Source organism: Campylobacter sp. RM12640, from assembly GCF_020137595.1.
Taxonomy (GTDB): domain Bacteria; phylum Campylobacterota; class Campylobacteria; order Campylobacterales; family Campylobacteraceae; genus Campylobacter_E.
Genome location: NZ_JACGAU010000001.1, coordinates 106456 through 132002 on the forward strand (window position 1 = coordinate 106456; position 25547 = coordinate 132002).

At 28.8% G+C, this 25547-nt stretch carries 24 protein-coding genes; 18 read left to right on the plus strand and 6 right to left on the minus strand.

Annotated elements, in window-relative coordinates; translation table 11 throughout:
- Positions 1 to 17: 17 nt before the first annotated feature.
- On the plus strand, positions 18 to 1214 hold the full coding sequence (locus AVBRAN12640_RS00615; protein ID WP_214116891.1) for a NifS family cysteine desulfurase: 1197 nt from the start codon (positions 18 to 20) through the stop codon (positions 1212 to 1214).
- On the plus strand, positions 1214 to 2182 hold the full coding sequence (locus AVBRAN12640_RS00620; protein ID WP_214116889.1) for an iron-sulfur cluster assembly scaffold protein: 969 nt from the start codon (positions 1214 to 1216) through the stop codon (positions 2180 to 2182). The genes AVBRAN12640_RS00615 and AVBRAN12640_RS00620 overlap by 1 nt, the downstream gene beginning before the upstream one ends.
- Positions 2183 to 2660: 478 nt before the next feature.
- Here AVBRAN12640_RS00620 and AVBRAN12640_RS00625 read toward each other — a convergent pair whose 3' ends face one another.
- Together AVBRAN12640_RS00625 and AVBRAN12640_RS00630 are read right to left on the minus strand one after the other, a co-directional pair.
- Positions 2661 to 3164, minus strand: a complete 504-nt coding sequence (locus AVBRAN12640_RS00625; RefSeq protein ID WP_214116887.1) for a magnesium transporter MgtE N-terminal domain-containing protein — start codon at positions 3162 to 3164, stop codon at positions 2661 to 2663.
- On the minus strand, positions 3161 to 4051 hold the full coding sequence (locus AVBRAN12640_RS00630) for a DMT family transporter (RefSeq protein WP_336608368.1): 891 nt from the start codon (positions 4049 to 4051) through the stop codon (positions 3161 to 3163). Before AVBRAN12640_RS00630 ends, AVBRAN12640_RS00625 begins: the two co-directional genes overlap by 4 nt.
- A gap of 215 nt (positions 4052 to 4266) precedes the next feature.
- Here AVBRAN12640_RS00630 and AVBRAN12640_RS00635 point away from each other — a divergent pair, with 215 nt between their 5' ends.
- The 3 genes from AVBRAN12640_RS00635 to AVBRAN12640_RS00645 are packed head-to-tail and all read left to right on the plus strand — an operon-like array spanning position 4267 to position 7563.
- Complete coding sequence (locus AVBRAN12640_RS00635; protein WP_214116882.1) at positions 4267 to 4929, plus strand: thiol:disulfide interchange protein DsbA/DsbL; 663 nt, start codon at positions 4267 to 4269, stop codon at positions 4927 to 4929.
- A gap of 11 nt (positions 4930 to 4940) precedes the next feature.
- Positions 4941 to 5699, plus strand: coding sequence for a protein-disulfide oxidoreductase DsbI (gene dsbI, locus AVBRAN12640_RS00640; RefSeq protein ID WP_336608369.1), 759 nt, complete (start codon positions 4941 to 4943; stop codon positions 5697 to 5699).
- A gap of 28 nt (positions 5700 to 5727) precedes the next feature.
- Positions 5728 to 7563, plus strand: a complete 1836-nt coding sequence (locus AVBRAN12640_RS00645) for an aryl-sulfate sulfotransferase (protein WP_336608370.1) — start codon at positions 5728 to 5730, stop codon at positions 7561 to 7563.
- 23 nt (positions 7564 to 7586) lie between these two features.
- Here the strand turns inward: AVBRAN12640_RS00645 and AVBRAN12640_RS00650 are convergent, their stop codons facing one another.
- On the minus strand, positions 7587 to 8312 hold the full coding sequence (locus AVBRAN12640_RS00650) for a tetratricopeptide repeat protein (RefSeq protein ID WP_336608371.1): 726 nt from the start codon (positions 8310 to 8312) through the stop codon (positions 7587 to 7589).
- A gap of 165 nt (positions 8313 to 8477) precedes the next feature.
- Between AVBRAN12640_RS00650 and AVBRAN12640_RS00655 the strand changes: the two genes are divergently transcribed.
- The 4 genes from AVBRAN12640_RS00655 to AVBRAN12640_RS00670 all read left to right on the plus strand — a co-directional run bounded on the left by AVBRAN12640_RS00655 (position 8478) and on the right by AVBRAN12640_RS00670 (position 12972).
- Positions 8478 to 9479, plus strand: a complete 1002-nt coding sequence (locus AVBRAN12640_RS00655) for a Fe(3+) ABC transporter substrate-binding protein (RefSeq protein ID WP_214149892.1) — start codon at positions 8478 to 8480, stop codon at positions 9477 to 9479.
- The gene (locus AVBRAN12640_RS00660) at positions 9476 to 11065 is read left to right on the plus strand and encodes an ABC transporter permease (protein ID WP_336608372.1); all 1590 of its coding nucleotides are present in this window, start codon (positions 9476 to 9478) and stop codon (positions 11063 to 11065) included. The genes AVBRAN12640_RS00655 and AVBRAN12640_RS00660 overlap by 4 nt, the downstream gene beginning before the upstream one ends.
- On the plus strand, positions 11062 to 11676 hold the full coding sequence (locus tag AVBRAN12640_RS00665; protein WP_214149893.1) for an ABC transporter ATP-binding protein: 615 nt from the start codon (positions 11062 to 11064) through the stop codon (positions 11674 to 11676). Before AVBRAN12640_RS00660 ends, AVBRAN12640_RS00665 begins: the two co-directional genes overlap by 4 nt.
- A 93-nt stretch (positions 11677 to 11769) precedes the next feature.
- Positions 11770 to 12972 (plus strand): sugar MFS transporter, encoded by a 1203-nt coding sequence (locus tag AVBRAN12640_RS00670; RefSeq protein ID WP_336608373.1) that lies wholly within the window; start codon positions 11770 to 11772, stop codon positions 12970 to 12972.
- 26 nt (positions 12973 to 12998) lie between these two features.
- Here AVBRAN12640_RS00670 and nhaA read toward each other — a convergent pair whose 3' ends face one another.
- The 3 genes from nhaA to AVBRAN12640_RS00685 form a co-directional block, all read right to left on the minus strand.
- Entirely contained in the window at positions 12999 to 14126 is a 1128-nt protein-coding gene (gene nhaA / locus AVBRAN12640_RS00675; protein ID WP_336608374.1) for a Na+/H+ antiporter NhaA, read from the minus strand.
- A gap of 214 nt (positions 14127 to 14340) precedes the next feature.
- Complete coding sequence (locus tag AVBRAN12640_RS00680; protein WP_336606697.1) at positions 14341 to 16053, minus strand: mechanosensitive ion channel family protein; 1713 nt, start codon at positions 16051 to 16053, stop codon at positions 14341 to 14343.
- Positions 16050 to 16688 (minus strand): carbonic anhydrase, encoded by a 639-nt coding sequence (locus AVBRAN12640_RS00685; RefSeq protein WP_214116860.1) that lies wholly within the window; start codon positions 16686 to 16688, stop codon positions 16050 to 16052. The genes AVBRAN12640_RS00680 and AVBRAN12640_RS00685 overlap by 4 nt, the downstream gene beginning before the upstream one ends.
- 103 nt (positions 16689 to 16791) lie before the next feature.
- Here AVBRAN12640_RS00685 and AVBRAN12640_RS00690 point away from each other — a divergent pair, with 103 nt between their 5' ends.
- From AVBRAN12640_RS00690 to AVBRAN12640_RS00730, 9 genes are all read left to right on the plus strand, one after another.
- The gene (locus AVBRAN12640_RS00690; protein WP_214116858.1) at positions 16792 to 17469 is read left to right on the plus strand and encodes a Bax inhibitor-1/YccA family protein; all 678 of its coding nucleotides are present in this window, start codon (positions 16792 to 16794) and stop codon (positions 17467 to 17469) included.
- Positions 17470 to 17557: 88 nt separating this feature from the next.
- The gene (secG, locus tag AVBRAN12640_RS00695) at positions 17558 to 17875 is read left to right on the plus strand and encodes a preprotein translocase subunit SecG (RefSeq protein ID WP_214116856.1); all 318 of its coding nucleotides are present in this window, start codon (positions 17558 to 17560) and stop codon (positions 17873 to 17875) included.
- An 11-nt stretch (positions 17876 to 17886) separates the two neighbouring features.
- A complete protein-coding gene (gene frr, locus AVBRAN12640_RS00700) occupies positions 17887 to 18444 on the plus strand; it encodes a ribosome recycling factor (protein WP_214116854.1) in 558 nt (185 codons plus the stop codon).
- A 2-nt stretch (positions 18445 to 18446) separates the two neighbouring features.
- Positions 18447 to 18863, plus strand: a complete 417-nt coding sequence (locus tag AVBRAN12640_RS00705) for an RDD family protein (RefSeq protein WP_336607872.1) — start codon at positions 18447 to 18449, stop codon at positions 18861 to 18863.
- Positions 18863 to 19885, plus strand: coding sequence for a ribonucleotide-diphosphate reductase subunit beta (locus tag AVBRAN12640_RS00710; RefSeq protein ID WP_214117055.1), 1023 nt, complete (start codon positions 18863 to 18865; stop codon positions 19883 to 19885). The genes AVBRAN12640_RS00705 and AVBRAN12640_RS00710 overlap by 1 nt, the downstream gene beginning before the upstream one ends.
- Positions 19875 to 20510 (plus strand): protein-L-isoaspartate(D-aspartate) O-methyltransferase, encoded by a 636-nt coding sequence (locus AVBRAN12640_RS00715; protein ID WP_214116849.1) that lies wholly within the window; start codon positions 19875 to 19877, stop codon positions 20508 to 20510. The genes AVBRAN12640_RS00710 and AVBRAN12640_RS00715 overlap by 11 nt, the downstream gene beginning before the upstream one ends.
- A 167-nt stretch (positions 20511 to 20677) precedes the next feature.
- Positions 20678 to 22348: an OmpP1/FadL family transporter gene (locus AVBRAN12640_RS00720; protein ID WP_336608375.1), complete on the plus strand. Its 1671-nt coding sequence runs from the start codon at positions 20678 to 20680 to the stop codon at positions 22346 to 22348.
- Positions 22349 to 22361: 13 nt separating this feature from the next.
- Positions 22362 to 23879, plus strand: a complete 1518-nt coding sequence (locus AVBRAN12640_RS00725; protein ID WP_214119789.1) for a long-chain-fatty-acid--CoA ligase — start codon at positions 22362 to 22364, stop codon at positions 23877 to 23879.
- Entirely contained in the window at positions 23866 to 25530 is a 1665-nt protein-coding gene (locus AVBRAN12640_RS00730) for an AAA family ATPase (RefSeq protein ID WP_214116843.1), read from the plus strand. The genes AVBRAN12640_RS00725 and AVBRAN12640_RS00730 overlap by 14 nt, the downstream gene beginning before the upstream one ends.
- The last annotated feature ends 17 nt before the right edge of the window (positions 25531 to 25547 follow it).

Here is a 25547-nt window from a genome sequence, read left to right on the forward strand (position 1 = left end):
TAGGAAAAGGAAAGGTTATGAAAGAAATTTATTTAGACAATAACGCTACTACTATGATAGACCCAAGCGTTTTTGAATTAATGAAGCCGTATTTAGAGAATATATATGGTAATCCAAATTCACTTCATCGCTATGGTCAAGCTACTCATAAAGCATTAAATGATGCTTTAAATAAACTATATAGCGGATTAGGAGCGAGTGATTTAGATGATGTGATTATTACATCTTGTGCTACTGAAAGCATAAACTGGGTTTTAAAAGGAATTTATTTTGATGAGATTTTAAATAAAGATAAAAACGAAATCATTATAAGTGGAGTTGAACACCCAGCAGTTGGTGCAGCCTGTGCTTTTTTAGAAGCTAGATTAGGTGTTAAGGTTAAAACTTTACCTGTAAATAGCGAAGGAACTTGCAATGTTGATGATTTAAAAGCAATGATAAGCGATAAAACAGCACTTGTGAATGTTATGTGGGCAAATAATGAAACAGGAATGATTTTCCCTATTAAAGAATTAGCTCAAGTTGCACATGAGCACGGAGCTTTATTTCACACTGACGCAACCCAAGCAGTTGGTAAAATAAAAGTTGATTTTAGAAGTGCAGGAGTTGATTTTGCGTCATTTTCAGCACACAAATTCCACGGGCCAAAAGGCGTTGGTGGTCTTTATATCAAACAAGGTTTAAAACTTACTTCATTACTTCACGGCGGAGAGCATATGGGTGGTCGTAGAAGTGGGACATTAAATGTAGCTGGAATAGTTGGAATGGCAGAAGCATTAAGACTTGCTAATTTAATGCTTGATTACGAAAATTCTCATATAAGAAGATTAAGAGATAAATTAGAAGATGAGATTTTAACAATTCCTGATGTTAGTGTAGTAGGAAGTAGGGCAAATAGAGTTCCTAATACTATTTTAGCAAGTATTAAGGGTGTTGAAGGTGAAGCGATGCTATGGGATTTAAATAAGGCTGGAATTGCAGCAAGTACAGGAAGTGCTTGTGCTTCTGAAACTCTTGAGAGTAATCCTATTATGGAAGCAATAGGAGCTGAAGCTGATTTAGCTCATACGGCTTTAAGATTAAGCCTTAGTCGTTTTAATACAGAAAGTGAAATTGATTACGCAGCAGAACAAATTAAAGCAGCAGCTAAGCGTTTAAGAGCAATTTCTAGCACTTACGCTTATTCTCCAAGCTGGCTTAAAAAGGATAAATAATGGCAAAAAATAATTTAATAAGTGGTTCAATTTGGGATGAATATTCACAAAAAGTTCAAGATTTAATGAATAATCCAATTCATATGGGTGAGCTTACAGAAGAAGACGCAAAAGCTACTAATACAAGATTAATAGTTGCAGATTTTGGAGCTGAAAGTTGTGGCGATGCTGTTAGGCTTTATTGGTTAGTAGATGAAGCTACTAATATTATTAAGGACGCAAAATTTAAAAGCTTTGGCTGTGGGACTGCAATTGCTAGTAGTGATACAATGGCAGGACTTTGTATAGGCAAAAGTGTTGATGAAGCTGTAAAAATTACAAATATAGATGTGGAATTTGCAATGCGTGATAACCCTGATACTCCTGCAGTTCCACCTCAAAAAATGCACTGCAGTGTAATGGCGTATGATGTTATAAAAGCTGCAGCAGCTCAATATAAAGGTATTAACCCTGAAGATTTTGAAGATGAGATTATAGTTTGTGAATGTGCTAGAGTAAGCCTAAAAACTATTAAAGAAGTAATAAAATTAAATGATTTAAAATCAGTTGAGCAAATTACTCAATATACTAAAGCAGGTGGCTTTTGCAAATCTTGTGTAAGACCTGGTGGTCATGAAAAAAGAGAGTATTATTTGGTTGATATATTGGCTGAAACTAGAGCTGAAATGGATAAAGAACGCTTGAAAAAAGCTAATTTAAGCGATAATTTTGATGATTTAACCGTTGTAAAACAAATTAAAGCAGTTGAAGAATTATTAGATACTGAAATTCGCCCAATGCTACATATGGATGGTGGAGATTTAGAAGTAATTGATATTCAAAAAAGTAGCGATGGAATGTGCGATTTATATATTAGATATCTAGGCGCATGTAGTGGCTGTTCTAGTGGAAGCACTGGGACATTATATGCTATTGAAAATATTCTTCAAGAAAATCTTAGTCCAAACATTAGAGTAATTCCAGTGTGATTACAAAATAGGAAATATTTTTATTTCCTATTTTAATTTTTCTTATTACATATCACTTATAATCTTGCTAAAGAATTTAAAATCAAATATTTTAAGAAGTAGATATATTGCATATAAGTAGCAATTTTTTAAAAATTTACTTGATTATAAAATAGATTAAAGCTTTATGTATGGGACTTTAAATAACTTTTAAAAGTATAAAAACTAATATATTAATAACACATATAATTTTTATAAAACTTCATAAAACGTACGAAATTAAATTAGCGTTGAAAGTAATTTAAGGTTTTAACTAAATAAACTTAAAAAACTATTTTATAAAAACTTTTTATAACTCTAATACAACGAAGTTTTAAATTAATTTTTAAAAACCAAACTATAAAAATAATCCTAATTAAAACCTATAGGCTAAATCTAATATCATATTTAATTATTAAACAAAAAAATATTAGATAAACCAAATTTATAAGAAAATAAATTAATTTTGTAATTTATTTTCACTTAATAATCTTGTTAATTCTCCTGCTTTTGCTGGAGTCATTTTTGCTAGTATTGATGATATTTTTTTAGCTTCAAGACTTAAAAATATTTTTATAACTTCTTTTTCATCCATTGTTTCTAAAATAGCCGCTGCTGCTGCATCTTTCATCTTAGCATAGGCATTTGATACTTTATTTATTTTATTTTCTGTAATTTCATTTTTTAATTGTCTAATTTCGGCTAAAATTTTTGCATTATTGTTTCTAATTTCATCTAATTTATCTTGTTCTTTTTTTATCTCTTCTAACATTGCTAAGTTTTTTTCTTCTTTTTCTTTTTGAATAGCTAAAAAGGCAGCTTTATAGCTTTCTAATGCTTGTTTTGCTTCATCTAATTCTTCTATCTTTCTATCCATTTGTATTTGTTGGCTAGCAAAATAAGCGCTGCAATCTTGTGCGTAAGTAAAAGAGATTAAACTCATAAGAATTAATAATTTTTTCAAGATTTTTCCTTTTTTAACATTGTTATTAAAATACCAATCATAATTAAAGCAAATCCAATTATTTGAACGATTAATAAGCTTGTCCCTAACCATAAATATCCAATAATTGCAGCAGCCAATGGTTCGTTTGATGATATTAGACTAGCTTTACTTGCTCCTATTTCTTGTAAACCAACCATAAAAAAACCAAAAGCCATAGTAGTTCCAACTACAATTACTCCTAACATAGCAAGTATTAATTCTAAATCAATTTGCACTTCAAATTCCCAAATCTTTTGATATAGACAAAAAGCAATTCCTGCAATAAGCATAGCAAAACCTAAATTAGGCAAAGGAGAATAAATCATATTAATTTTTCTAGGAATAATTGCATAACAAACTGCTCCAATTGATGATAAAAAGCATATAATTAAAGCCTTAGTAGAGATTACAAATTTATTAAAATCACCATTAGTTGATAGTAAAAAAGCTCCACACAACACACAAATTAAAGCTAGAATTTCATATATGTTAGGAAATCTTTTTTGTTCAAAACATACGATTAGCACTATAAAAACAGGGGCTGTATATTGAATTACGGTAGCAATTGCAGCATTGCTTAATTCAATTCCGTAAAAGTATGTATATTGACACATAAAAATGCCGAAAAATGAAAATATTAATAATGTAAATAGGTGTTTTGTGTTTTTAAAAATTAAAAAATTAATTTTGATTTTTCTTATTAAACAAAATAAAAGCATTAATATTCCAGCAAATAATAATCTTAATGGCACTAGAAAATCAGCATTTAAGCCTTTTTTTAAGAATATAAATTCTCCACAAACACCACTAAATCCCCAGCAAATTCCACCTAAAAAAACTAAAATTACCCCATAATTTTTACCCATATTAATCCTTTAGGCAATTATAGTTTAAATGCTATTTTATTTGCTTAATTTTTTAGATTAATTAATTTATTTTATTAAACACTTAAAGTAATTATAAATTAAATAAATAGTATGTATTTTATAATAATAATTATTAGAATTTAAAATAATTTTTCAGTTTATTTTAAAATTAAATAATTAAAATAAAAATATAATTTTAATTTAAGGAGATTAAGATGAAAGTCTTAAAAAAAGTTTCAAGTTCATTGGTTTTAGCTACTATGCTAATGGGGGGGGGTAATTTATTTGCTTTAAGTGAAGGTAATGAATACATTACATTAAGCACTCCTATCCCAAATGCTCAAAATTCAGTTTATGAAGTATGGTCTTATAGATGCACGCATTGTTATTCGCATCATAAAGCAAAAACTATGGAAAAAATCCAAGCTGCATTCCCTGATGTAAAAGTTGGATATTTATTGGTAAAAACTATGGGAGATTATGGCAAGCAAGCTGCTGAAGTTTTAGCTTATGCACAAAATGAAGATGAAAAAGCAGGAAGAAAAGTTGCTGACGCACATAGCTTACACCATAAAGTAAGTGATGCTTATTTTTCAGCTTATTTTAAGAAAAATCAAAGATGGGGAAATGGTGCTGAGCCAGATAAATTTTATGAAACAGGTCTAAAAGCTTTAGGAATTGATAAAGCAAAATTAGATGAGTTTTTAGCTACCCCTAAGGCTCAAGAAATCATTGCTTCTTATGAAATCGCTGACCCTATTTCAAAGAATTTCGGAACTCCAGGTTTTGTAGTTAATGGAAAATATGAAGTAAATATTTCAAAAATTGGCTCGCCTGAAGCTTTAGTTGAGGTTATTAAAGAATTACTTAGTATGTAAGGAGTTTTGCTATGAAGCTTCTTAATAAATTAACAAGCCTACAAGAAGGTAGGCTTTTATGGATATTAATGGTTATTGTTACATTAGGTCTTACTTGTGTAGCACATTATTTCTTTCAAGATTATTTATATATGCAGCCTTGCGAACAATGCGTATATATTAGATATGCAATGATAGTAATGGCAATAGGTGGCATAATAGCAGCTATTTATCCACATCAACTAACTAGAATTATTGGATATACTTTAGGTTTTTATGGTTGTTTAATAGGTTTTGGATTTTGTATAACTTTAAATGAAATTCACGAAGCAGTGCATAATGCAAATGCTTTTGGTGGAGTGCAAGGTTGTAGAGAAATTCCAATATATCCTTTTGCATTGCCTTTACACGAATTAGCACCAGGTTGGTTTTTACCTACTGGAGAATGTGGTCTTGATAATCCTATCGTGCCTGAAGATGCTTATGCTACTTTAAGTTCTTTTCAACAATTTTTTGTAGGAACTGAAGCGGGCGATTTTGAAGATGGATTTTATTCGCAAGGTTGGTATTTAATACCTAGTTTGCATTTTATGAATATGGCAATTGCATGTTTATTATGCTTTGTATGTTGTTTTGTTGCACTTTTAGCAATGTTTATAGGCTTTATATCAAAACCTTGCAAATGTGCAAAAATTGGTGCTATTATTGTAATAGCTGTTACTTTGATTTTATTTTTTAGTGGAAATGCTATTAAAGCAGCAAAAATTGCTTCAATGGCAGCTGGAATTTGAATATATTAATTTTTTAAAGGAGATTAAAATGAAAAAGGTATTGAGTTTATTTGCAGCAGCTGCAATTCTTTCAACAAGTGCTTATGCTATAGGTGGTGCTAGTGGTGCTAAGACTGATTATCACAAACAAGGCAAAATCGGTGAATTAGTAATGAACCCTTATAAAATCGCTCCCCTTACTGCAGTTATTAAAAATGGTGGTTATAAATTAAGCGATGTTAGCGTTGAAATTGTTCCTAAGGAAAACGGAGTTCCTTTAAAATATAATGTTGCTAATAAATTTTTATTAACTCATGGTGGAATTCCAGTTTTTGGACTATATCCTAATTATTACAATACGGTTAAGGTTAGCTATACAAAAGAAGCAAATGGCAAAAAAGAAAGAGTAGAAAACGAAGTTTATGAAATGTATGCTAGTGCTATTTATGTAGAAGCTAGTGGAATTAAATTCCAAAAAGCTGCATTATTTAGTGAAGCTAAAGTAAATAAAATTGACCCAGAATTTAAAGATAGACTTTATTTTGTAAATAATATTGAAGAAAAAAGTGGAGCAGGAACTAAAGTAGTATGGAATAACCCAACAGGCGGGGCATTAGAATGGAATTACTATCCGCAAAACTTTATCATTGATACAACAGGAGAAGTTAGATGGTATATGTTAGCTACTCCAATTTATGACCTTGATAGCTCAACTATGGCTGGTGTTATGATGGGCTTTAAACAAGATACTGATGGTGCTTTAGTTTGGGGATATGGTCAAAGATATGCAAAATATGACATAATGGGAAGAGAGATTTTCAATCGTCGCTTACCTGCAAACTATATTGACTATTCACACCAACTTGATGTTGCAGCTAATGGAAATTATTTTTTAAGAGTTGCTAGTGCAAATACACTTCGCCCTGATGGTAAAAATGTAAGAACGGTAAGAGATGTTATCGTAGAAATTGATAGAGATGGTAATGTGGTTGATGATTGGAGATTATACGAAATACTTGACCCATATAGAGATATAGCATTAAAAGTTCTTGACCAAGGTGCGGTATGTTTAAATATTGATGCAAATAAAGCAGGTCAAACTTTAAGTGCTGAAGAATTAGCAAAACTTGATAGTAGCGATAAGTTTGGAGATATTGTTGGAACTGGAGCAGGTCGCAACTGGGCTCATGTAAATAGCGTTAGTTATGACCCAAGTGATGATAGTATTATCATTTCATCTCGCCATCAAAATGCGGTTGTAAAAATTGGTCGTGATAAAAAAATCAAGTGGATTTTAGGTGCTCACAAAGGTTGGAAAGATGAGTTTAAAAAATACTTATTACAACCTGTAGATAATAAAGGTAAAAAAATTGAGTGTGATGATGAATATAGTAAATGCCCAGGATATGAAAATCCTGAAGGCGGATTTGACTTCACTTGGACTCAACACACAGCTTATAGAATTCATGAAATGAGTAAAAAAGGTGTTACTTATATAACCGTATTTGATAACGGAGATAGTCGTGGTATGGAACAACCTGCGTTTCCAACTGATAAATACTCTCGTGCAGTTGTTTATAAAATAGATGAGAAAAAAATGAGCGTTGAACAAGTTTGGGAATACGGCAAACAAAGAGGTCATGAATGGTATAGCCCTGTAACTTCTCTAGCTCAATATAATGCAGATAAAAACTCAATTTTTGCATATTCAGCTACTGCGGGGGCTAATTTTGATTTAGCAAATGGAGCATTCACTTCAGCACCAAATCCATACATTATGGAATTTAAATATGGCTCAACTACTCCTAGCGTTGAAATCCAATTAAAAGATACAACAGGCTATCAAGCGTGGCCGTTTGATTTAGGCAAAGCACTTAGTAAATAAGTAAAAAAGAACTAGAATGATTTCTAGTTCTTTAAATTCTTAATAAAATATATAACAATACTTAAGGCTTTTTTGCAATCTTCTTGCTCTCCTAAGCCGCAAGATTTTTTAAAATATTTAAACGCTTTAAATAAATTATTATGTTTTACATACAAAATAGCTATATTTTTACAAGAAATCGCATTATCCATATTACAAGCTTTTAAATGATTTTCAAAACCTAATTTTTCGTTTTTCATCTTATCATTATATAAATATAATTGCCCTAAATTAAAGCAAGAATTTTGGTCATTTAACTTGCAATAATGTTCAAATATTTTAGCGGTTCTATCTAAGTTAGTATTTGTATTTATATATACGAAGGCTAATTGCATACAAGCGTCTTTTATATTTGCTTTACAACCTTTAAATAAGTATGGTTCTGCTTTAATATCATCTTTTAAAGTATTAGAATAAAATATACCTAAATTCCCACAAGAAATTCCATCATTGTTATTATACTCACAAGATAATTTATAATAATATTCAGCTTTTTGTAAGCTATCTGGATTGTTTTCTTCATTATAAATAGTTGCTAAATTATTACAAGCTTTATATGATTTTTCATTACAAGAGATTATGTATAGTTCTTTTGCTTTTTCTAAATCACATTCAACGCCTAAACATTTGTGATATTTTAAAGCTTCTTTATAATAATCTTGCGAAAAAGCAATCACGCTAATTAATGCGATTAATAATATTTTTTTCATTTTTTCTCCTTTTTTTTAAGTATCTTATTTTATTATAATTAAATATTATTCAGCAATTTAGTATTATTGATAGTAATTTTTAATTTATTTAAAAATAAAAATAATAATTGTTATAAATTTCTTGCTAATATTTCAATACTTTAAAATATTATTTAAGGAGAAAAATTGAAAAAGTTAGCTTTAACAATTCTAGCAAGCAGTGTACTTTTAGCAAATGGTGTGGTGAATGTCTATACTTCAAGGCATTATGATTCGGACAAAATCGTATTTGACGCATTTACAGCAAAAACAGGTATCAAGGTTAATTTAGTTCAGGATAAAATTGACCCACTTATAACTAAATTAGAGCAAGAAGGCAAAGATACTCAAGCTGATTTGTTTATGACAGTTGGAGCTGGGGATTTATACAAAGCAAAATCAAAAGGCTTATTACAACCTTATTCATCAAAAATAGTTGATGAAAAAGTTCCTGCAAAATTTAGTGATAAAGACAAAACTTGGGCAGGAGTAACCTATAGAGCTAGAGTATTTGTGTATGACCCAAAACAAATTAACGAAAAAGACCTCAGCACTTATGAAGCATTAGCTGATGAGAAGTTTAAGGGCAAGGTTTTAACTCGCTCTTCAACAGCTTCATATAATCGCCATTTAATAGCATTTATGATAGCAAAAGATGGGCTCAACCAAACTCAAGATTGGGCTAAAAAATTAGTTGCTAATTTTGCAAGAGAGCCAAAAGGCAATGATAGAGACCAAGCAAAAGCAATTGTAAGTGGCACAGGGGCAATTGCTATTATGAATAGCTATTATCTAGGTAGAATGTCAGTATCAAAAGACCCGATTGAACAAGAAGTATTCAAAAATCTTAAAATATTCTTCCCAAATCAAAACGATGGTGGAACGCATATAAATATAAGTGGAGCAGGTATTACAAAATATGCTAAAAATGTAAAAGAAGCAACCGCTTTAATGGAGTTTTTAGTAAGTAAAGAAGCTCAAGAGATTTTAGCTCAAACAAATTACGAATTTCCAGTAAATAGCGAAGCAAGTCCTGCTGATGTGGTTAAATCATGGGGTGAGTTTAAAGCAAGTGAAATTGATTTTAACGAAATAGCAAAAAATCTTGAAACCGCTCAAGTAGTAGCTGATAAGGCTTTATGGAAGTGAGAAGATTAAGCGATTTTTTAGCTTATTTGATATTATTTATAATATTAATTCCTATTTTTTATATTATATTTTTTATAACACAGCCGATTAAAGAAAATACGGCTGTGTTATTTGATAGCTACTTAGTAGAATATCTAAAAAATACAGGAATTATTGTGCTATTTACCCTTATTTTTTCTACGATTATTGGGGTATTTTTAGCTTATTTTGAGAGTTTTTATGAGTTTAGATTTAGGAAATTTTTTAAGTTTTGCTTGGTTTTACCTTTTGCAATTCCTAGCTATTTGTTTGCCTATGTTTATGCTGATTTTTTCTCTTATTTTTCTTGGTTTAATATATTTTTAAGAGATACATTTAATATTAAAATCCATTTTGATATGATGAATATTTATGGAGTTATTTTTGTATTTTCAATATCGTTTTTTCCTTATACTTACATACTTACAAGGGGATTTTTAGCTAGATTTGCTTCTAGTTTAATTTATAGTGCAAGAAGTCTAGGTAAAAATGAATTTGAGATATTTTTTAAAGTCATTTTGCCTTTATCAAGACCTGTTATTGTAGCTGGTGCAAGTTTGTGTGCTATGGAGACACTTAATGCTTATGGAGCGCCGAATTATTATGGTCTGCATGTATTTAGTACAGGTATTTACAAAGCTTGGATTGGATATGGGGATTTAAATGCTGCTATTAAATTAGCTGTGATTTTATTATTAATAGTATTTTTTATCTTATTTATTGAAAAAATCACTCAAAGACCTTATGAATTAGGCTCAAAACAATATGCACTAACAAGGACACAACTTAGCAAAAAAGCCGAAATAATTGTGCTTAGCTTGTTTTTTATAATTTTATTTATTAGCTTTATTTTGCCTGTTATTCACATTTTAATATGGTTTAAGAGAAGTTATTTTGATGTTGATTATGCTAATTTATTTGCACTTAGTAAAAATAGCTTTTTTTTAAGTATAGCTTCTAGTGTGATTATTTTGATAATTGCTTTATTTTTAGCGGCAAATCAACGCTTTAAAAACAATAAATCAAAATTAATAATAAGCTCTTTAGCAAATATGGGCTATAGCATTCCTGGTTCTGTTGTGGCTGTTTGTATGCTTGTAATGTTTATTTTCATAGATAGAAGTTTGGCTTCTTTTTATGCTTACTTAGGGATTAATAAGAGTTTATTTTTAACCTTAAGTCCTGTGATTTTGATATTTGCTTATGTTGTTAGATTTTTATCATTAGGTTTTAATTCAATTAATTCAGGGCTTAATAGACTGCCTAGCTCACTAACTAATGCAAGGCATAGCTTGGGGATAAATCCTTTTAAAGGCTTTTTTAAGGTTGAGTTTGTTTTGATAATTCCTAGTTTGCTTAGTTCATTTATATTGATTTTTATTGAAGTGATTAAAGAATTGCCTTTAGCAAGTTTGCTTGCTACGAGTGATTTTAAAACCCTTTCGTTTGAGATGGATAGATATGCAAGTGATGAGCAGCTTGCTATGGTTAGTGCTCCTGCACTTGTGGTTGTATTAACTTGCTTTATATTATTAGTTATATTTAATTTGATTAAGGAAAGAAAATGAATTATTTTGAATTTAAAAATGTGAGTTTTGGATACGAAAAGCCACTTTTTACAAATCTTAGCTTTAGTCTAAAACAAGGAGAAAAATTAGCCATACTAGGAGAAAGCGGCAGTGGTAAAAGCACAATTTTAAAGCTAATTGCAGGATTTAACGAGCTAAAACAAGGAGAAATCTTTTTAGATAATGAAAATATTAGCAAAATTCCAGCTTATAAAAGAAATATAGGATTTTTATTCCAAGATTATGCTTTGTTTCCGCATTTAAATGTATTAGAAAATGTTATGTTTGGTATAAAAGATAAAGATAAAAAACAAATTGCCTTAGATATTTTAAATTCTTTAGATATAAAAAATCTTTTTAATTCTTATCCTAAGACTTTAAGCGGTGGTCAACAACAACGCGTTGCACTTGCAAGGTGTATTGCTCAAAAGCCTAAATTATTGCTTTTAGATGAGCCTTTTTGTGCATTAGATGCTAATTTACGCTCTAGTGTTAGGACATTTGTTTTGGATTTTTTGAATAATTTAAATCTAACTTGCATTATGGTAACTCACGATTTAGCTGATGTGAATGCTTTTAAATCTTCGGTTTTAACATTGAAATGTGTATAAACTACACACTTTTTGAATTTTTTTACAAAAAGTTATTAAAAATGTTAAAAATTATTTTAAAATGAGCTTTTTAAAATTAATCAAAGGATTATTATGAGAACGCAAAACAACTCATTTTCGCTTGTTATTTTAACGGCGTTATTTTTTATGATGGGCTTTTTAACCGTTTTAAACGATATTTTAATCCCACATCTTAAAGAACTTTTTGAATTAACTTATTTTCAATCATCTTTAGTTCAATTTTGCTTTTTTGGAGCGTATTTTATAACTTCTGCATTTTTTGGTAAGCTAATTCAAAAAATTGGCTATCAAAATGGTGTTGTAGGTGGATTTTTATTAGCCGCATTAGGTGCTATTTTATTCTATCCTGCAGCAGGAACTCATAGTTATGCTATATTTTTAGGTGCTTTATTTGTTTTAGCTAGTGGGGTAGTGTTACTTCAAGTTACAGGAAATCCTTTCGTTACTTTATTATCACCTAGTGGTAAAGAAGCAAGAAATTTAGCTTTAGTTCAAGCATTTAATTCACTTGGAACAACCGTTGGACCATTTTTTGGTAGCTTATTTATCTTAAGTTCAACTACAAATCTAAGCTTAGAAGAAAAAATAAGCTCGGTTCAATTACCTTATTTAGGAATTGCAGTTGCACTAATTGTTTTAGGAATTTTTGTGAAGTTTTTCATAAAATTACCTGATGTAAGAATTACAGCAGAAGAAATCAGCGAAAACGCACACGATACAAGAACAAGTGCTTGGCAATATAAACACTTGGTTTTAGGTGCTATTGGGATTTTTTGCTATGTTGGTGCTGAAGTTGCTATCGGCTCATTTTTAATTCTTTATTTAATGCCTATTTTAAATATTACTCAAGTAGAAGGTGCTAGTATGATAGCTTATTATTGGGGTGGAGCTATGGTAGGTCGCTTTATTGGAAGTTATATAATGAATTATATTAAACCTGCTTATTGTTTAGCATTCAATGCAGTTATTGCTATGACGCTTTTATTGTGTGCTATTTTAATTGGTGGAGAATTGGGTGCTTATGCAGTTTTAGGTGTTGGATTTTTTAACTCTATTATGTTTCCAACTATTTTTTCACTTGCTACAAATGGACTTGGTCGCTGCACTTCTCAAGCTTCAGGAATTATTTGTATAGCAATCGTTGGTGGAGCTATTATCCCTCCTATTCAAGGAATGCTTGCTGATATTGTTAATTTACATATATCTTTCATTATTCCTGCGATTTGCTATTTATATATTTTATTCTTTGCAGTTAAAGGTTATAAATGCAAATAAGAATTTGAATTCAGATTTTTCTGAATTCAAATCTTAAATCTTAACCATAAAAATCCAAGCACAGCAGAACAACAACTAGCACTTAAAACTGCTAATTTTGCACTATTAAAAATTGCTTCATTTCCTTCAAAAACTAATGTATTTATAAAAAAGCTCATTGTAAAGCCAATTCCTGTTAATATACTAGCTCCGTATAAAATCTTTTTGCTAGATGGTAAGGTTGCACCTAGTTTATTAGCAAGTAAGCAAAAACTAAATACTCCTAATTGTTTTCCAATAAATAAACCAAAAAATATTCCAAAAAATACACTATTTAAATTGTCTAAATTAAACTCAAGCAATACCCCAGCATTAAATAAAGCAAATATAGGCAATATTGCATAATTTACATAAGGGGTTAAATCGTGCATAATTTGCTCTAAAAATTCTTTATTGTCTTTAGTATGTAAAGGGATAAAAAATGCACAAAGCATTCCAGCTAAAGTAGTATGAACCCCACTTTCTAAAACACAAACCCAAATAAAAGCACCTACTATTAAATAAAACATTTTGTAAGTGCAATGGAAAATATTTAATATAAATAATAACCCAACACCAATAGAGCCTAAAACAAGAGAAATATATAAAAGGTCATTTGTATAAAATATCGCAATTATAATAATTGCAGCAATATCATCAAATATTGCAAGGCTTAATAAAAATACTCTTACACTATTTGGAACATAGTTTTTTAGCATTAATAAAATAGCAATAGCAAACGCTGTATCAGTTCCTGTTGGAATTGCAAATCCACTTAATCTATAAGTATCAAAAAAATTAAATATAGAATATATTAAAGCAGGAACCATAATTCCACCTAAAGCACCAGCAAGTGGTAATAATCTTTTGCTATTTGTATTTAGTTCTCCGCATAGAATTTCTTTTTTTACTTCAAGTCCAATCCAAAAGAAAAATATAGCAACCAATCCATCATTTACCCATAAAAATAATGGTTTGCTTAAAGAATAATCTAAAAAGCTAACAGATGCTTTAGCTTCTAAACAAGCATTGTAAAATTCACTAAATGAAGAATTTTTTAAAAATATTGCTAAAAATGTCATAAATAATAATAAAAATGCAGGTAAAAGTTCGTTGTTTTTGATTTTTGATAACATTTCTCTCCTTTTAAATAAATTAAATAAAACATTCTTAGTAAAAAATGCTTGATTTAAAGAATTATAAAGGTTTTAAAAGCGATATTTACTCTGATAATAATTAAAAAAAATAAATAAAAGTTTATAAAAGATAATAATTTTTATTATTTAATAATTTAAAAATAAAATTAAAATTCCTATTTTAAATTCTTGCATTTAAAATAGGATATTTGAATTATTTTGTTGTATCTGGAAGTTTTTCAATATAAAGGCTAGTTGAAGGGAAAGCAAAACTTAGACCATTTTTCTCAACTATTTTCATAATTTCCATTAATATTTTGCTTTTTTCATCATAATATTGTTTAGCACTAACGCTTTTTATATAAAAGTATAGCTCTACATTGATACTACTTGCAGCAAAATCATCTAGCCAAACATAAATTGATGATTTAAAGCCTTCTAAATCATTGACAGAAATTAAATTTTGTTTGTAATAATTTTTGTTTTTGTGTTGAAATACATCATCGTTTTCGTTAGCTATTATATTATTACTTGTCAGCAATTCTTTTATATCGTTTATAAAATTTTGTATTTGCTCTGTGCTTGCGTCGTATGTCAAGCCAACGCTCATTCTTACTCTTCTACCATATTTTCTTTTTGAATAATTTTTTATATTTCCATTTAATATCGTAGAATTTGGGATAAATACTAAGCAGTTATCAAAAGTTCTTATGGTTGTTTTCCTAAGACCTGTTTCAACTATTGTTCCTTCTATTCCGTTAATTTCTACCCAATCACTTTGAGAAAATGAATTATCAAATAACATTAAAACAGAAGCAAAAAAGTTAGCGATAATATCTTTTGCAGCAAGTGCAACTGCTAAACCACCAATACCTAATGAAGCAATAATTGCTGAAATATCAAAACCTAATTTAGCAAGTATGATTAATATAGCTATGAAGACTATTATAAAATATAGTATTTTTAGCATAAGATTTATTATTTCTTTTTTACCGCTTCTTTTAGCAATTTTTGAAATAATTATTACTCCGTATCCATCTAAGATAGTTATTAATAACCAAGTAAATGCCATAGTATTAATAATGCCAAATAGCGTTAGTATAAGTGTCATAATTGGAGCAGGATAGAACGCTATTAGAAAACATAACCATAAACCATATATATAAAATAAAGCAATTAATGGTTTTGTTGATTTTTGCAATAATTGTAATGAATGATCATCATGGTTTTTCTTAAATACTCTTAAAATTATTGTAAAAATTATTTTAAGAACTAATTTTTTTAATAAAAATATAAATAGCATTATAAGAGTGCATATTATCACTTTACCAGGATTTATATAATTATTTACTTCTTCTGGAAAATATGAATTAAATTTGCTTAAAAATTTATTAGTATCTAGTTGCTTAAAAATATCATTAGTAGTAAATATATCTGTATTTAGTCTAAGATATGTTAAAAGTTCTACATAAGAATTGATTTTAATTTTTACTTCTTGATTATCACTTGTATAATTACTAATCGTTTTTATGCGTTCATCTATTAGATTTTTTAAATCTGTTTTATGCTCTTCTTTAGAATTTAGATAAGAAATAATTTCTAATAAACATTCATAAAAATTTTGTTCTACTGCTTGTAAAATTTTATCATTATTAGTTTTTTTAATATCTTTTAATATGTTTTTGTCTAAATTCTCTGGTGTAATTAGGGTTGGAAATACTGCTAGTATTTGATTTTTTTCATTTTTTAATTCTTTGATTTCAGAATTTATTTTGAGTTTATTTTGGCTGTTTTCATCTTTTTCATCAGCTAAAAATTTATTTAATTCTTCTATTTTTATGTTTTTAGTAGAAAAATTATCAATATTATTTAATAGCTCATTAGAATATAAAAAAACCCCAAATAATAGTATAAATAAAATTCTCATTTAATATCCTTTAATGGCTTAAAGTGTCCGTCATTAGGGCAGTATTCATAGATTTCTCCTGTTTCTATTAAAAAATACCAAGCTCTAATTTTTAATTTATTCTCATCAATTCTTTTTTGAACTTCAGGATAGCCTAATAAATTCTCATAGCTATTTAAAATATTTGCTTTTTCTATCATCCAAGACCTTAATGCGTATTGACCTTCGTAGTGGTTTAGTTCTAATGTAAAATCAACTTGTTGTTTAATATCATCAATTAAAGAAACCCATTTTTTTACGTTAGGTAAAAGTTCTGCTTTTTTACTAGGAATATCTTTACATCCACCGCAGTTGCTATGCCCACATATTATTACATTTTCAACATTTAACGCATATAAAGCATATTCAATAGCTGAAGTTGTTGCTAAATATTCATCTTTTACACGATATGGTGGGATAATATTTGCTATATTTCTTACAACAAATAATTCTCCTGGAACTGTTGAAGTTATTAGATTAGGAATTACTCTTGAATCAGCACAACCTATAAATAATGTATGTGGATTTTGCTCTTCTTTTAAATCTTTAAATAAGTCTTTATGTTCTAAAAACCCTTCTTGCATAAATTGCAATGCGCCTTTTATTAATTTATCCATTTTTTATCCTTGTTAAAAAGCGAAATTATATAAAAAAATTTCAATGAGATATTAACTAACTTAGTTATAATCAAGTGCATTTAATAATAACAAGGAGACAATTATGAGTTTATACGAAAGAACTCGTGCTAGTTCAGCAATTCGCTCAGATGCTGCTATTTTTGTAAGAGATACATATATGTATTTTGCACTTTCACTAGTTGCAGCTACTTTAGGAGCTTATTTAGGTGCTACTTATTTAGCTAGTTTTTTAGTTGGCAATATTTGGGCTAGTATAGGAACGCTTATAGTAGAAATTGCCTTAATTATGATATTAAATAGAAAAAGTGAGGTAACTAATGGTGCTATTGCTATGCTATTTGCATTTGCATTTATTAGTGGATTAAGCCTTACTGGAATTATTTATATTACTTTACAAAGTCAAGCAGGTGCTACAATTATTGCTCAAGCTTTATTCTTAACAACTTTAGCTTTTGCAGGTCTTAGTGTTTTTGCATTTACAACCAAAAGAGATTTTAGCGTTTTTGCTAAAGGATTTTTTATAGTTTTATTAATTATGATAGGTGCGTCTTTATTAAACTTATTTTTCCAAAGCCACCTTTTACATTTAATAGTTTCTTGCGTTGGAGCAATAGTATTTAGCTTCTTTATCATTTATGATACTCAAATGATAATTCGTGGAGCTTATCAAACACCAATTCAAGGTGCAATTGCTTTATACCTTGACTTTATTAATTTATTTATATCTTTATTAAATATCTTAAGAAGCATTAGAGACTAATTTTTAAGCCTTCAATTTTGAAGGCTTTAACTTATTTTAAATTTTATAACATATAATACAAACTTTATTTTTAAACGAAAGAAGTAATATGAACACAATTTTTATCGCAATTCAATTTATTTTAGTAGTTATTATTTGTGCTTGCGTTCTTATGCAAAAAAGCTCAAGTATAGGCTTAGGTGCTTATAGTGGTTCTAATGAGAGCTTATTTGGAGCTAAAGGTCCTGCTGGTTTTTTAGCAAAATTTACTTTTATTATAGGAGTTTTGCTAGTAGCTAATACTATTTATTTAAGCTATAGTTATAACACTAAAACTGGTGAAAGTCTAGTAAATAAACTAGAAAATGCTAGCAAACAACTTAATGACACTAATCAGCCTAAAGCATTACCAGAATCAATTAAATAAAAGGAATACTAATGTTAAATGATATTTATTCAAAACAAAAAGAACAAAACGAAAAAGCTCACAATTCTTTAAAAAAAGATTTTATGACTTTAAGAACAGGTAAAGTAAATATTTCTATATTAGATAATGTTTTTGTAGATTATTATGGAACCCCAACTCCATTAAATCAAGTTGCAACCGTGTTAGCAACTGATGCAACGACAATTACTATTAGTCCTTGGGAAAAATCTATGATTAAGGCTATAGATACTGCTATAAAAGCAGCAAATATCGGTGTAAATCCTAATGCTGATGCTGATGGAGTTAAATTATTTTTCCCACCAATGACTAAAGAGCAAAGAGAAGAAAATGCTAAAGCTGCAAAAGCAATGGGAGAAAAATGCAAAGTAGCTATTAGAAATATTAGAAAAGACGCTAATGACGCTGTAAAAAAATTAGAAAAAGATAAAGCAGTAAGCGAAGATGAAGCCAAAAAAGCTTACGATGAAGTTCAAAAATTAACAGATGCGGCAATAGCTAAGACTGATGAATTAGTTAAAGAAAAAGAAACACAATTACTTAAAGTTTAAAAATGGCAAAGGCTAAGGTAAGTTTAGCTAGCCTTTATGATAAATTAAAAGCTGGCATTGTTGATATGTTTATGATAATGATGCCAATACAATACTTCACTACCTATATCTTAGTAGGTAGTGCTAGTGAGTATAGACAAAATCAATCTTTTATATTATTTGCAACCATTACTTATCTTTTAGTTTTATTTTTACTTTTATTTTTTAAAGGTCAGAGTTTAGGGTATAAATATTTAGGTTTGCATTTAAGAAATAAAAATGGTAAAAAAGCAAGTTTATTTCAAGTTTTTATTAGATTGGTATTGTTTGTGCTTACATTTTCTTTATTATTTGGTATTTTATTTCCATTTTTTAGAAAAGATAGGCAATATATACACGATTTATTTTCAAACACTTTAGTCCTTAAGGAGAACAAATGATGGATAGAAAAAGAATTTATAATCCACAAAGTAATGAAGATTTAACATCAAGAAGAGTATTTGGTGGAAATCCACAAGGTATATTAAATTTTACAAAAGCAAAATATGAGTGGGCTTTAAAATTATGGGATTTAATGGAAGCTAATACTTGGTTTCCTAGAGAAGTTGATACTACAAAAGATGCACTTGATTATAAATGTAATTTAACTTCAAGTGAAAAAAGAATGTATGATTTAGTATGGAGCCAACTAATTTCTATGGATAGTTTTCAAACCAATAACCTTGCTGATAATATCAACCCTTATATAACAGCTCCAGAGATTAATGCAGTATTAGCAAGACAAGCTTACGAAGAAGCAAATCATTCAAAAAGTTATGCGGTAATGGTTGAAGCTATTTGTGATGATACTGATTTAATATATGAAATGGAAAAGCACGACGCTACTTTAAGAAAGAAAAATGATTTTATTTCAAGTTTATATGAAGAACTTGCAGGAGATGTAACTGATGAAAAGTTACTATATGCAATGGTTGCGAATCAAATTCTAGAAGGAATTTATTTTTATAGTGGCTTTACTGCAATTTATGCACTAGCTCGTGCAGGTAAAATGCTAGGTTCTGCTCAAATGGTTAGATTTATTCAAAGAGATGAAATCACTCACTTATTGTTGTTTCAAAATATGATTAATTCAGTTAGAAAAGAAAGACCTGATTTATTTAATGAAAAAACAATTGCTAAAATTTATGAAATGTTTGAAAGAGCTGCAGAACTTGAAATTGAATGGGGTAAATACATTACTCAAAATCAAATTATGGGCTTTACTGACGATATAATTACTGAATATATTCATTATTTAGTAGATTTAAGACTTAGCTCAATCGGACTTGATAAAAAATATAATGCAAAACATCCTATTAAATGGGTTGATGATTTTTCTAAATTTAACGACCAAAAGAGTAACTTTTTTGAAAGTAAAGTTACAAATTATAGTAAAGGAAGCTTGAGTTTTGATGATTTTTAAGGATATTTACGAACAGCAAAAATGTGCTAGACTTGCTGAAAATATTGCAAATGAAGTTAATATTAGCAATGAGATTAAACAAGCATTTGCTAATACACCAAGAGAAATTTTTATGCCTATGAGTAATTTTGCTTATGAGCTTCACGCAATGCCGCTTAGCTCAAATCAATGGATTAGCTCACCAATTACCGTTGCAAAGATGACAGCAGCACTAGAGCCTGTTGGTGCTGATAGTGTGCTTGAGATTGGTTGTGGTAGTGGGTATCAAGCCGCACTTTTGAGTAATCTTATTAGAAGAGTTTTTTCTCTTGAGAGAATAAAGGAATTATCAAATAAAGCAATAAAAAATCTTGATACAATCAAGGCAAATGTATATGTTCGCCACGCCGATGGAAATAATGGGCTTAAAAATTATGCACCTTATGAGAGAATTTTACTATCTGCATATACAAATAAAGTTCCTGATGTATTATTTACTCAACTTGAAGTTGGTGGAATTTTAGTAGCTCCTGTTGGAAATGAAAATAAACAATATATTACTAAGTATATTAAGCATAAAGATAGAATAGAAGAAATCATTCTTGATTCTTGCACTTTTGTTCCTATGTTAAGTGGTGTTGAATAGTAATTTAACATCACTTTTTAATCTTTATTTTTACTCAAAATATTTTTTAATCTACATTTATTTGTATAATTAGCTTAATAAGGTAAAAATTATCCTTTGTAAAGAAAAATTAATTTTAAAAATATATAATCGAAACTTTATTTAAAAATTAAGGACAAATTGAGTCAATGAATAAGGTTTTCTTATCATTTGTTGTTAGTGGTAGCTTACTAGCATCAAATTATAAGCTAGTTCCATTGAGTGCTGATGGAGTAGCTTTATCTAGCTCAAATTTAGCAAAGAGTTTTAGTGCCGATGCGGCTTTTATAAATCCAGCAAATATGGGATTTTTAGGACAAAATCCACAATTGCATTTTAGTTCAAATTTTTACAATGCTGCTGGCTCAAGATTTACAAATGAATTGGTAAATGGTTTAGATGGCGAACCATATTATAACGCCACTGATGCACACGGAAAAGAGTTTTCGTTCTTTATACCAACACTTGCATTTGTTTATCCTATTAACGAGCAACATTTTGTTGGATTTGCAGGTTATACTGATTTTGCTGCTGTTTATGGATGGAATAGTGATTATGCAAAAGCACTTGCTAATAATATGGATATTCGTGGTGGAACTGCAGCTATTTCCTATGCTTATAAGCCTATTGATGAATTAAGTTTGGGTGCAAGTTTAACATTAAATCATACTAGAATCAAATTTAATATTTTAAAAGATAATGCAAAAAATCCTAGATATATTCCAGCAGATATTAGTAGTGTAAATAGAGTTTGGGTTGATGAAAAAGGTAATGCACATCCTTATTCTTGGGTATATGAAGGAGATGCTAGGGTAGATAATGGTTATAAATTTGGATACAAATTATCTTTAACTTATGTTCCTAAATATTTTGATGATAAATTAAGATTTTCATTACTTTACAATTCTTCTTATAAAAATAAGTTTGAAGGTAATATTGATTTTAAAATGTCAAAGTTTGGAATGTTTGATTTTGCAAATAATTTATCTCCAAAAAATCAAGAACAATTTAATTCTATGCAAATGTCTATTCAAGAGTTAGCAGCTATGAGTATTGGATTGGCTGGTCTTATGAGTGAAGTATATAAAATAGACCCTACCAATGGTTCTATAGTTGGAACTTTACCTACTCAAGATAGTAAAGTTGGTTATAATGGTTATGTGAGTGCTAATTTCTTATATCCTGCTAATGCTAATTTTGGTATTGCCTATGAATATGGTAAACACGAGTTTATGTTTAATATGGGAAGAACATTTTGGAGTAAAGCAAAAACATTGGATTTAAAAATAAATTCACCAGAAATTCCACAATCATTAAAGCTCGCAACAATGCAATTTATGCAAAAGTGTGCAGCATCTGGTAATGATTGTAATACTATTGAAGGTTTTCAAAAAGTTGCTATGAGTATAGGTGCTACTTTAGACCCTAAAGATAAGCAAGCTATTGAAGAGTATTTTTTATCATCATTTTTACAAAGTAGTTTAGAACAAGGTTGGAGAGATACAACATTACTTAGCTTTGGTTATAGATATAACTATGATAAAGAATTATCGCTTATGCTAGGTTTTTCTACAGAAGATAGTCCAGTAAGACGCGAGAAAATAAGCTTTTTAGCAAAAGATAGTAGAATGTATATGTATTCTTTAGGACTTGAATATAGATTAAACAAAAACTTAAAAGTAACAGGAGCGGGAGCATATCAACACTATGCTGATGTTAAAGTAAATAATGTTACTGATAATATTTTGATACAGACTAAAGGTAAGTTTTCAAATCAATCAAATCAGATTGTAAATGTTGGTATCAATTATGAGTTTTAATTAAAGGATGTAAATGCAAAATTATTATGAATACTTAGAACATTATTCTAATTTAAGTAGAGTTGCTATTTTTGATGCAAATGGAAAAATAAGCTTTAAAGAGTTAAAAACTCATGTAGATAAAATGATAGCTTTTTTGCAAAATCAAGGCGTTAAAAGTGGTGACAATGTAGCTTTTATTATGAGTAATTGCAAAGAATTTATGATTTTATATTTTGCAATAGCATCTTTAAAAGCAGTCGCAGTTCCTATTAATACTATGCTAAAATGTGAAGAATATGAGTATATTATTAAAGACTGCGATGCAAAATTATTAATAGTTTCAAAAGATATTAAAGAAGCTGCTGAATTAGCTAATGAATTTAAAGATATTTTAATATACCATTCTTTTGATGATAATTTAAAAGATGGATATTTAGCGAGTTATTTAGATTATGCACCTGTTTATAATTTTAAGTGTGAAGCTAGTATTGATGATAGCGTTCATATAATATACACTTCAGGAACAACAGGTCTTCCTAAAGGAGTTTTATTAAGCTATAAAAATATTTTATCAAATATCAAATCAGCTCAACACGATTTTAAAATAAAATCATCAGATAGAGCCATAGCGTATTTGCCTATGTTTCATAGTTTTACTTTAACAGCAGTTTGTTTATTACCTTTACTTTCGGGTTGCTCGCTTGTAATTGAGCGTTCTGTTTTACCTTTTTCAAATGTTATAAAACAAATTCTATTAAAAAGAGTTACGATATTATTTTCAGTTCCTGTGATACTAAATGCTTTATTAAAAGCAAAGTTACCTTGGTATTTTATGTGGTTTCATAAAATTAGAATTATAGTATCAGGCTCTAGTGCCTTAAGTGAAGGAACTCTTAAAGCCTATAAGGAAAAATTTAAAAGAACCGCAGTTTTAGAAGGCTATGGATTAAGCGAATGTTCTCCAGTAGTTGCGGTAAATCGCCTAGATAAGCAAAAGGTTAATTCAGTAGGTTTGCCATTACACGGGTATCAAGTAAAAGTAGTAGATGATGATTTAAAAGAATTGCCTATCGGAGAAGTAGGGGAGTTAATCGTAAAGGGTGATTGTGTAATGCAAGGCTATTACAATAAACCCGAATTAACCAATGAAGTAATAGAAGGCGAGTGGCTTAAAACAGGTGATATTGCAAGACTTGATGAAGATGGATTTATTTATATAGTAGATAGGAAAAAAGACATAATAATTGCAAAGGGGATTAATATATATCCAAGAGAAATTGAAGATATTATTATGCAATTAGATGAAATTGATTCTTGTGCTGTTATAGGTGTTAAGGATAGTGAGTTAGATGAAAGCGTTGTTGCTTATGTTTGTTTAAAAGAAGGTGCTAAACTAAGTGCTCAAGAAATTCAAAAGTATCTTAAAAAGTATTTAGCAAATTATAAAGTTCCTAAAACAATTGTGTTTAAATGCGAATTACCAAAAAATGCTGCTGGAAAAGTATTGAAAAAAGAATTAAAAAAAGAGTTAGAAATTGGAAAAAATTAAAGAGTTTTTAAGTAATAATTACGAAGAGAGTTTTTTATATTTAAAGTTATTAAATCAAGGTCTATCTAAAGAAGCGTGCATTATATTAAGAACAATGCTAAACAAAACTATAAAATCTCGTTTTGGGATAAAGTTTCATAGCATTGTAGAAGATGCGTTTAATGCTAATACTACCGCTCAAATGGTTTCGTATTTACCAAATTTCGTTGAGCTATATGAGAAAAAATTTATTCAAGAAGCAAGCGGAAAGCAGTTTAATTATAAAGATAATGCAGGGCTTATTTTATTTCAGTCAATAGCACTTACAAGATATGCTCATGTATTTTTTAACCTTGCTAATGAATTTGATGGAGCAAGATTAATTAGTGATAATGAATTAGAAGAATATAAACATAAGCCTTATACTGATTTAAGCGTTTATTTAAATGATTGCTTTGATATGATTGATGCTAGGATTAAATTAGAGTTTTTAACATCGGATTTAAGACTTGATTTGATTAATACAAGGCTTAAAAATAGCCCAAAATTTCATAATCCTTTTAATGAAATTATGAAAGATTATGATTTGAGTGCCGAAGAAACTCTTATATTAATGGCTTTATTAAAAGAAGAATTAACAGGCTCTAAAAAACCACTTCATTATGAAGAATTATTAAGCATAATTAATCCTTATCAATTAGAAAAGATTAGAAATTATGAATTGTTAAGTGATGATTCTAAGTTGCTTAGCAATGAATTAATTGAATATGTTGGTAATGATAATAGATTTATTATAAGTGATAATGCTTTAAAATATTTTTTCCCAAATAAAGGCGAAAATATTAAAGCTATTGTAGAAGAATTAAATTTCTTTGAATATTTAGAAATAAATGAAATAGATTTAATAGTTAGTAAAGATATTAGCGATTTAGCAACAAGTCTTAAAAAACGCTCAACCAAAAGTGTGGCAAAAAGATTGAAAGATTGGGGCATAGTAAAAGATGATATTTTAAGAGCTAATATAATTTTTTATGGACCTCCAGGCACGGGTAAGACTATGAGTGCTAGTTATTTAGCAAAAACTTTAAAAAGAGAAATTATCACACTAGATTGCTCTAAAGTATTAGATAAGTATGTAGGAGAGAGTGAGAAAAATGTTCGTGCTATTTTTGATAATTATAAAATAATTAGCAAAAGCGTTAAAACTCCACCTATTTTATTATTAAACGAGGCCGATCAATTTTTAAGCACTAGAAGTGTAGCAAGTCACGGAAGTGAATTAATGCATAATCAAATGCAAAATATTTTCTTAGAACAACTAGAAAAATTTGATGGCATTGTAATAGCTACAACTAACTTTTTAGATAGTTTAGACCCAGCATTTTCAAGGAGATTTGAGTATAAAATCAAATTCTCAAATCCAACAGAAATAGAGCGTGAGAAGATTTGGAAATTACACTTACCAAAAAATGCGGAATTTGAATCAGGATTTAAAGTAGAAGATTTAAAAAGTTATGAATTAAGTGGAGCACAGATTAAAATGGTTGTTAAAAATACTGCTATAAAAGTTGCTCAAGGCGATGGAATTTTTAGATTAGATGATTTTAAAGAAAGTATTCAAAAAGAACTAAATAGCGATTTTTCTAAAGAAATTAAAATGGGCTTTAATTAATCAATAGCCCTTATAAT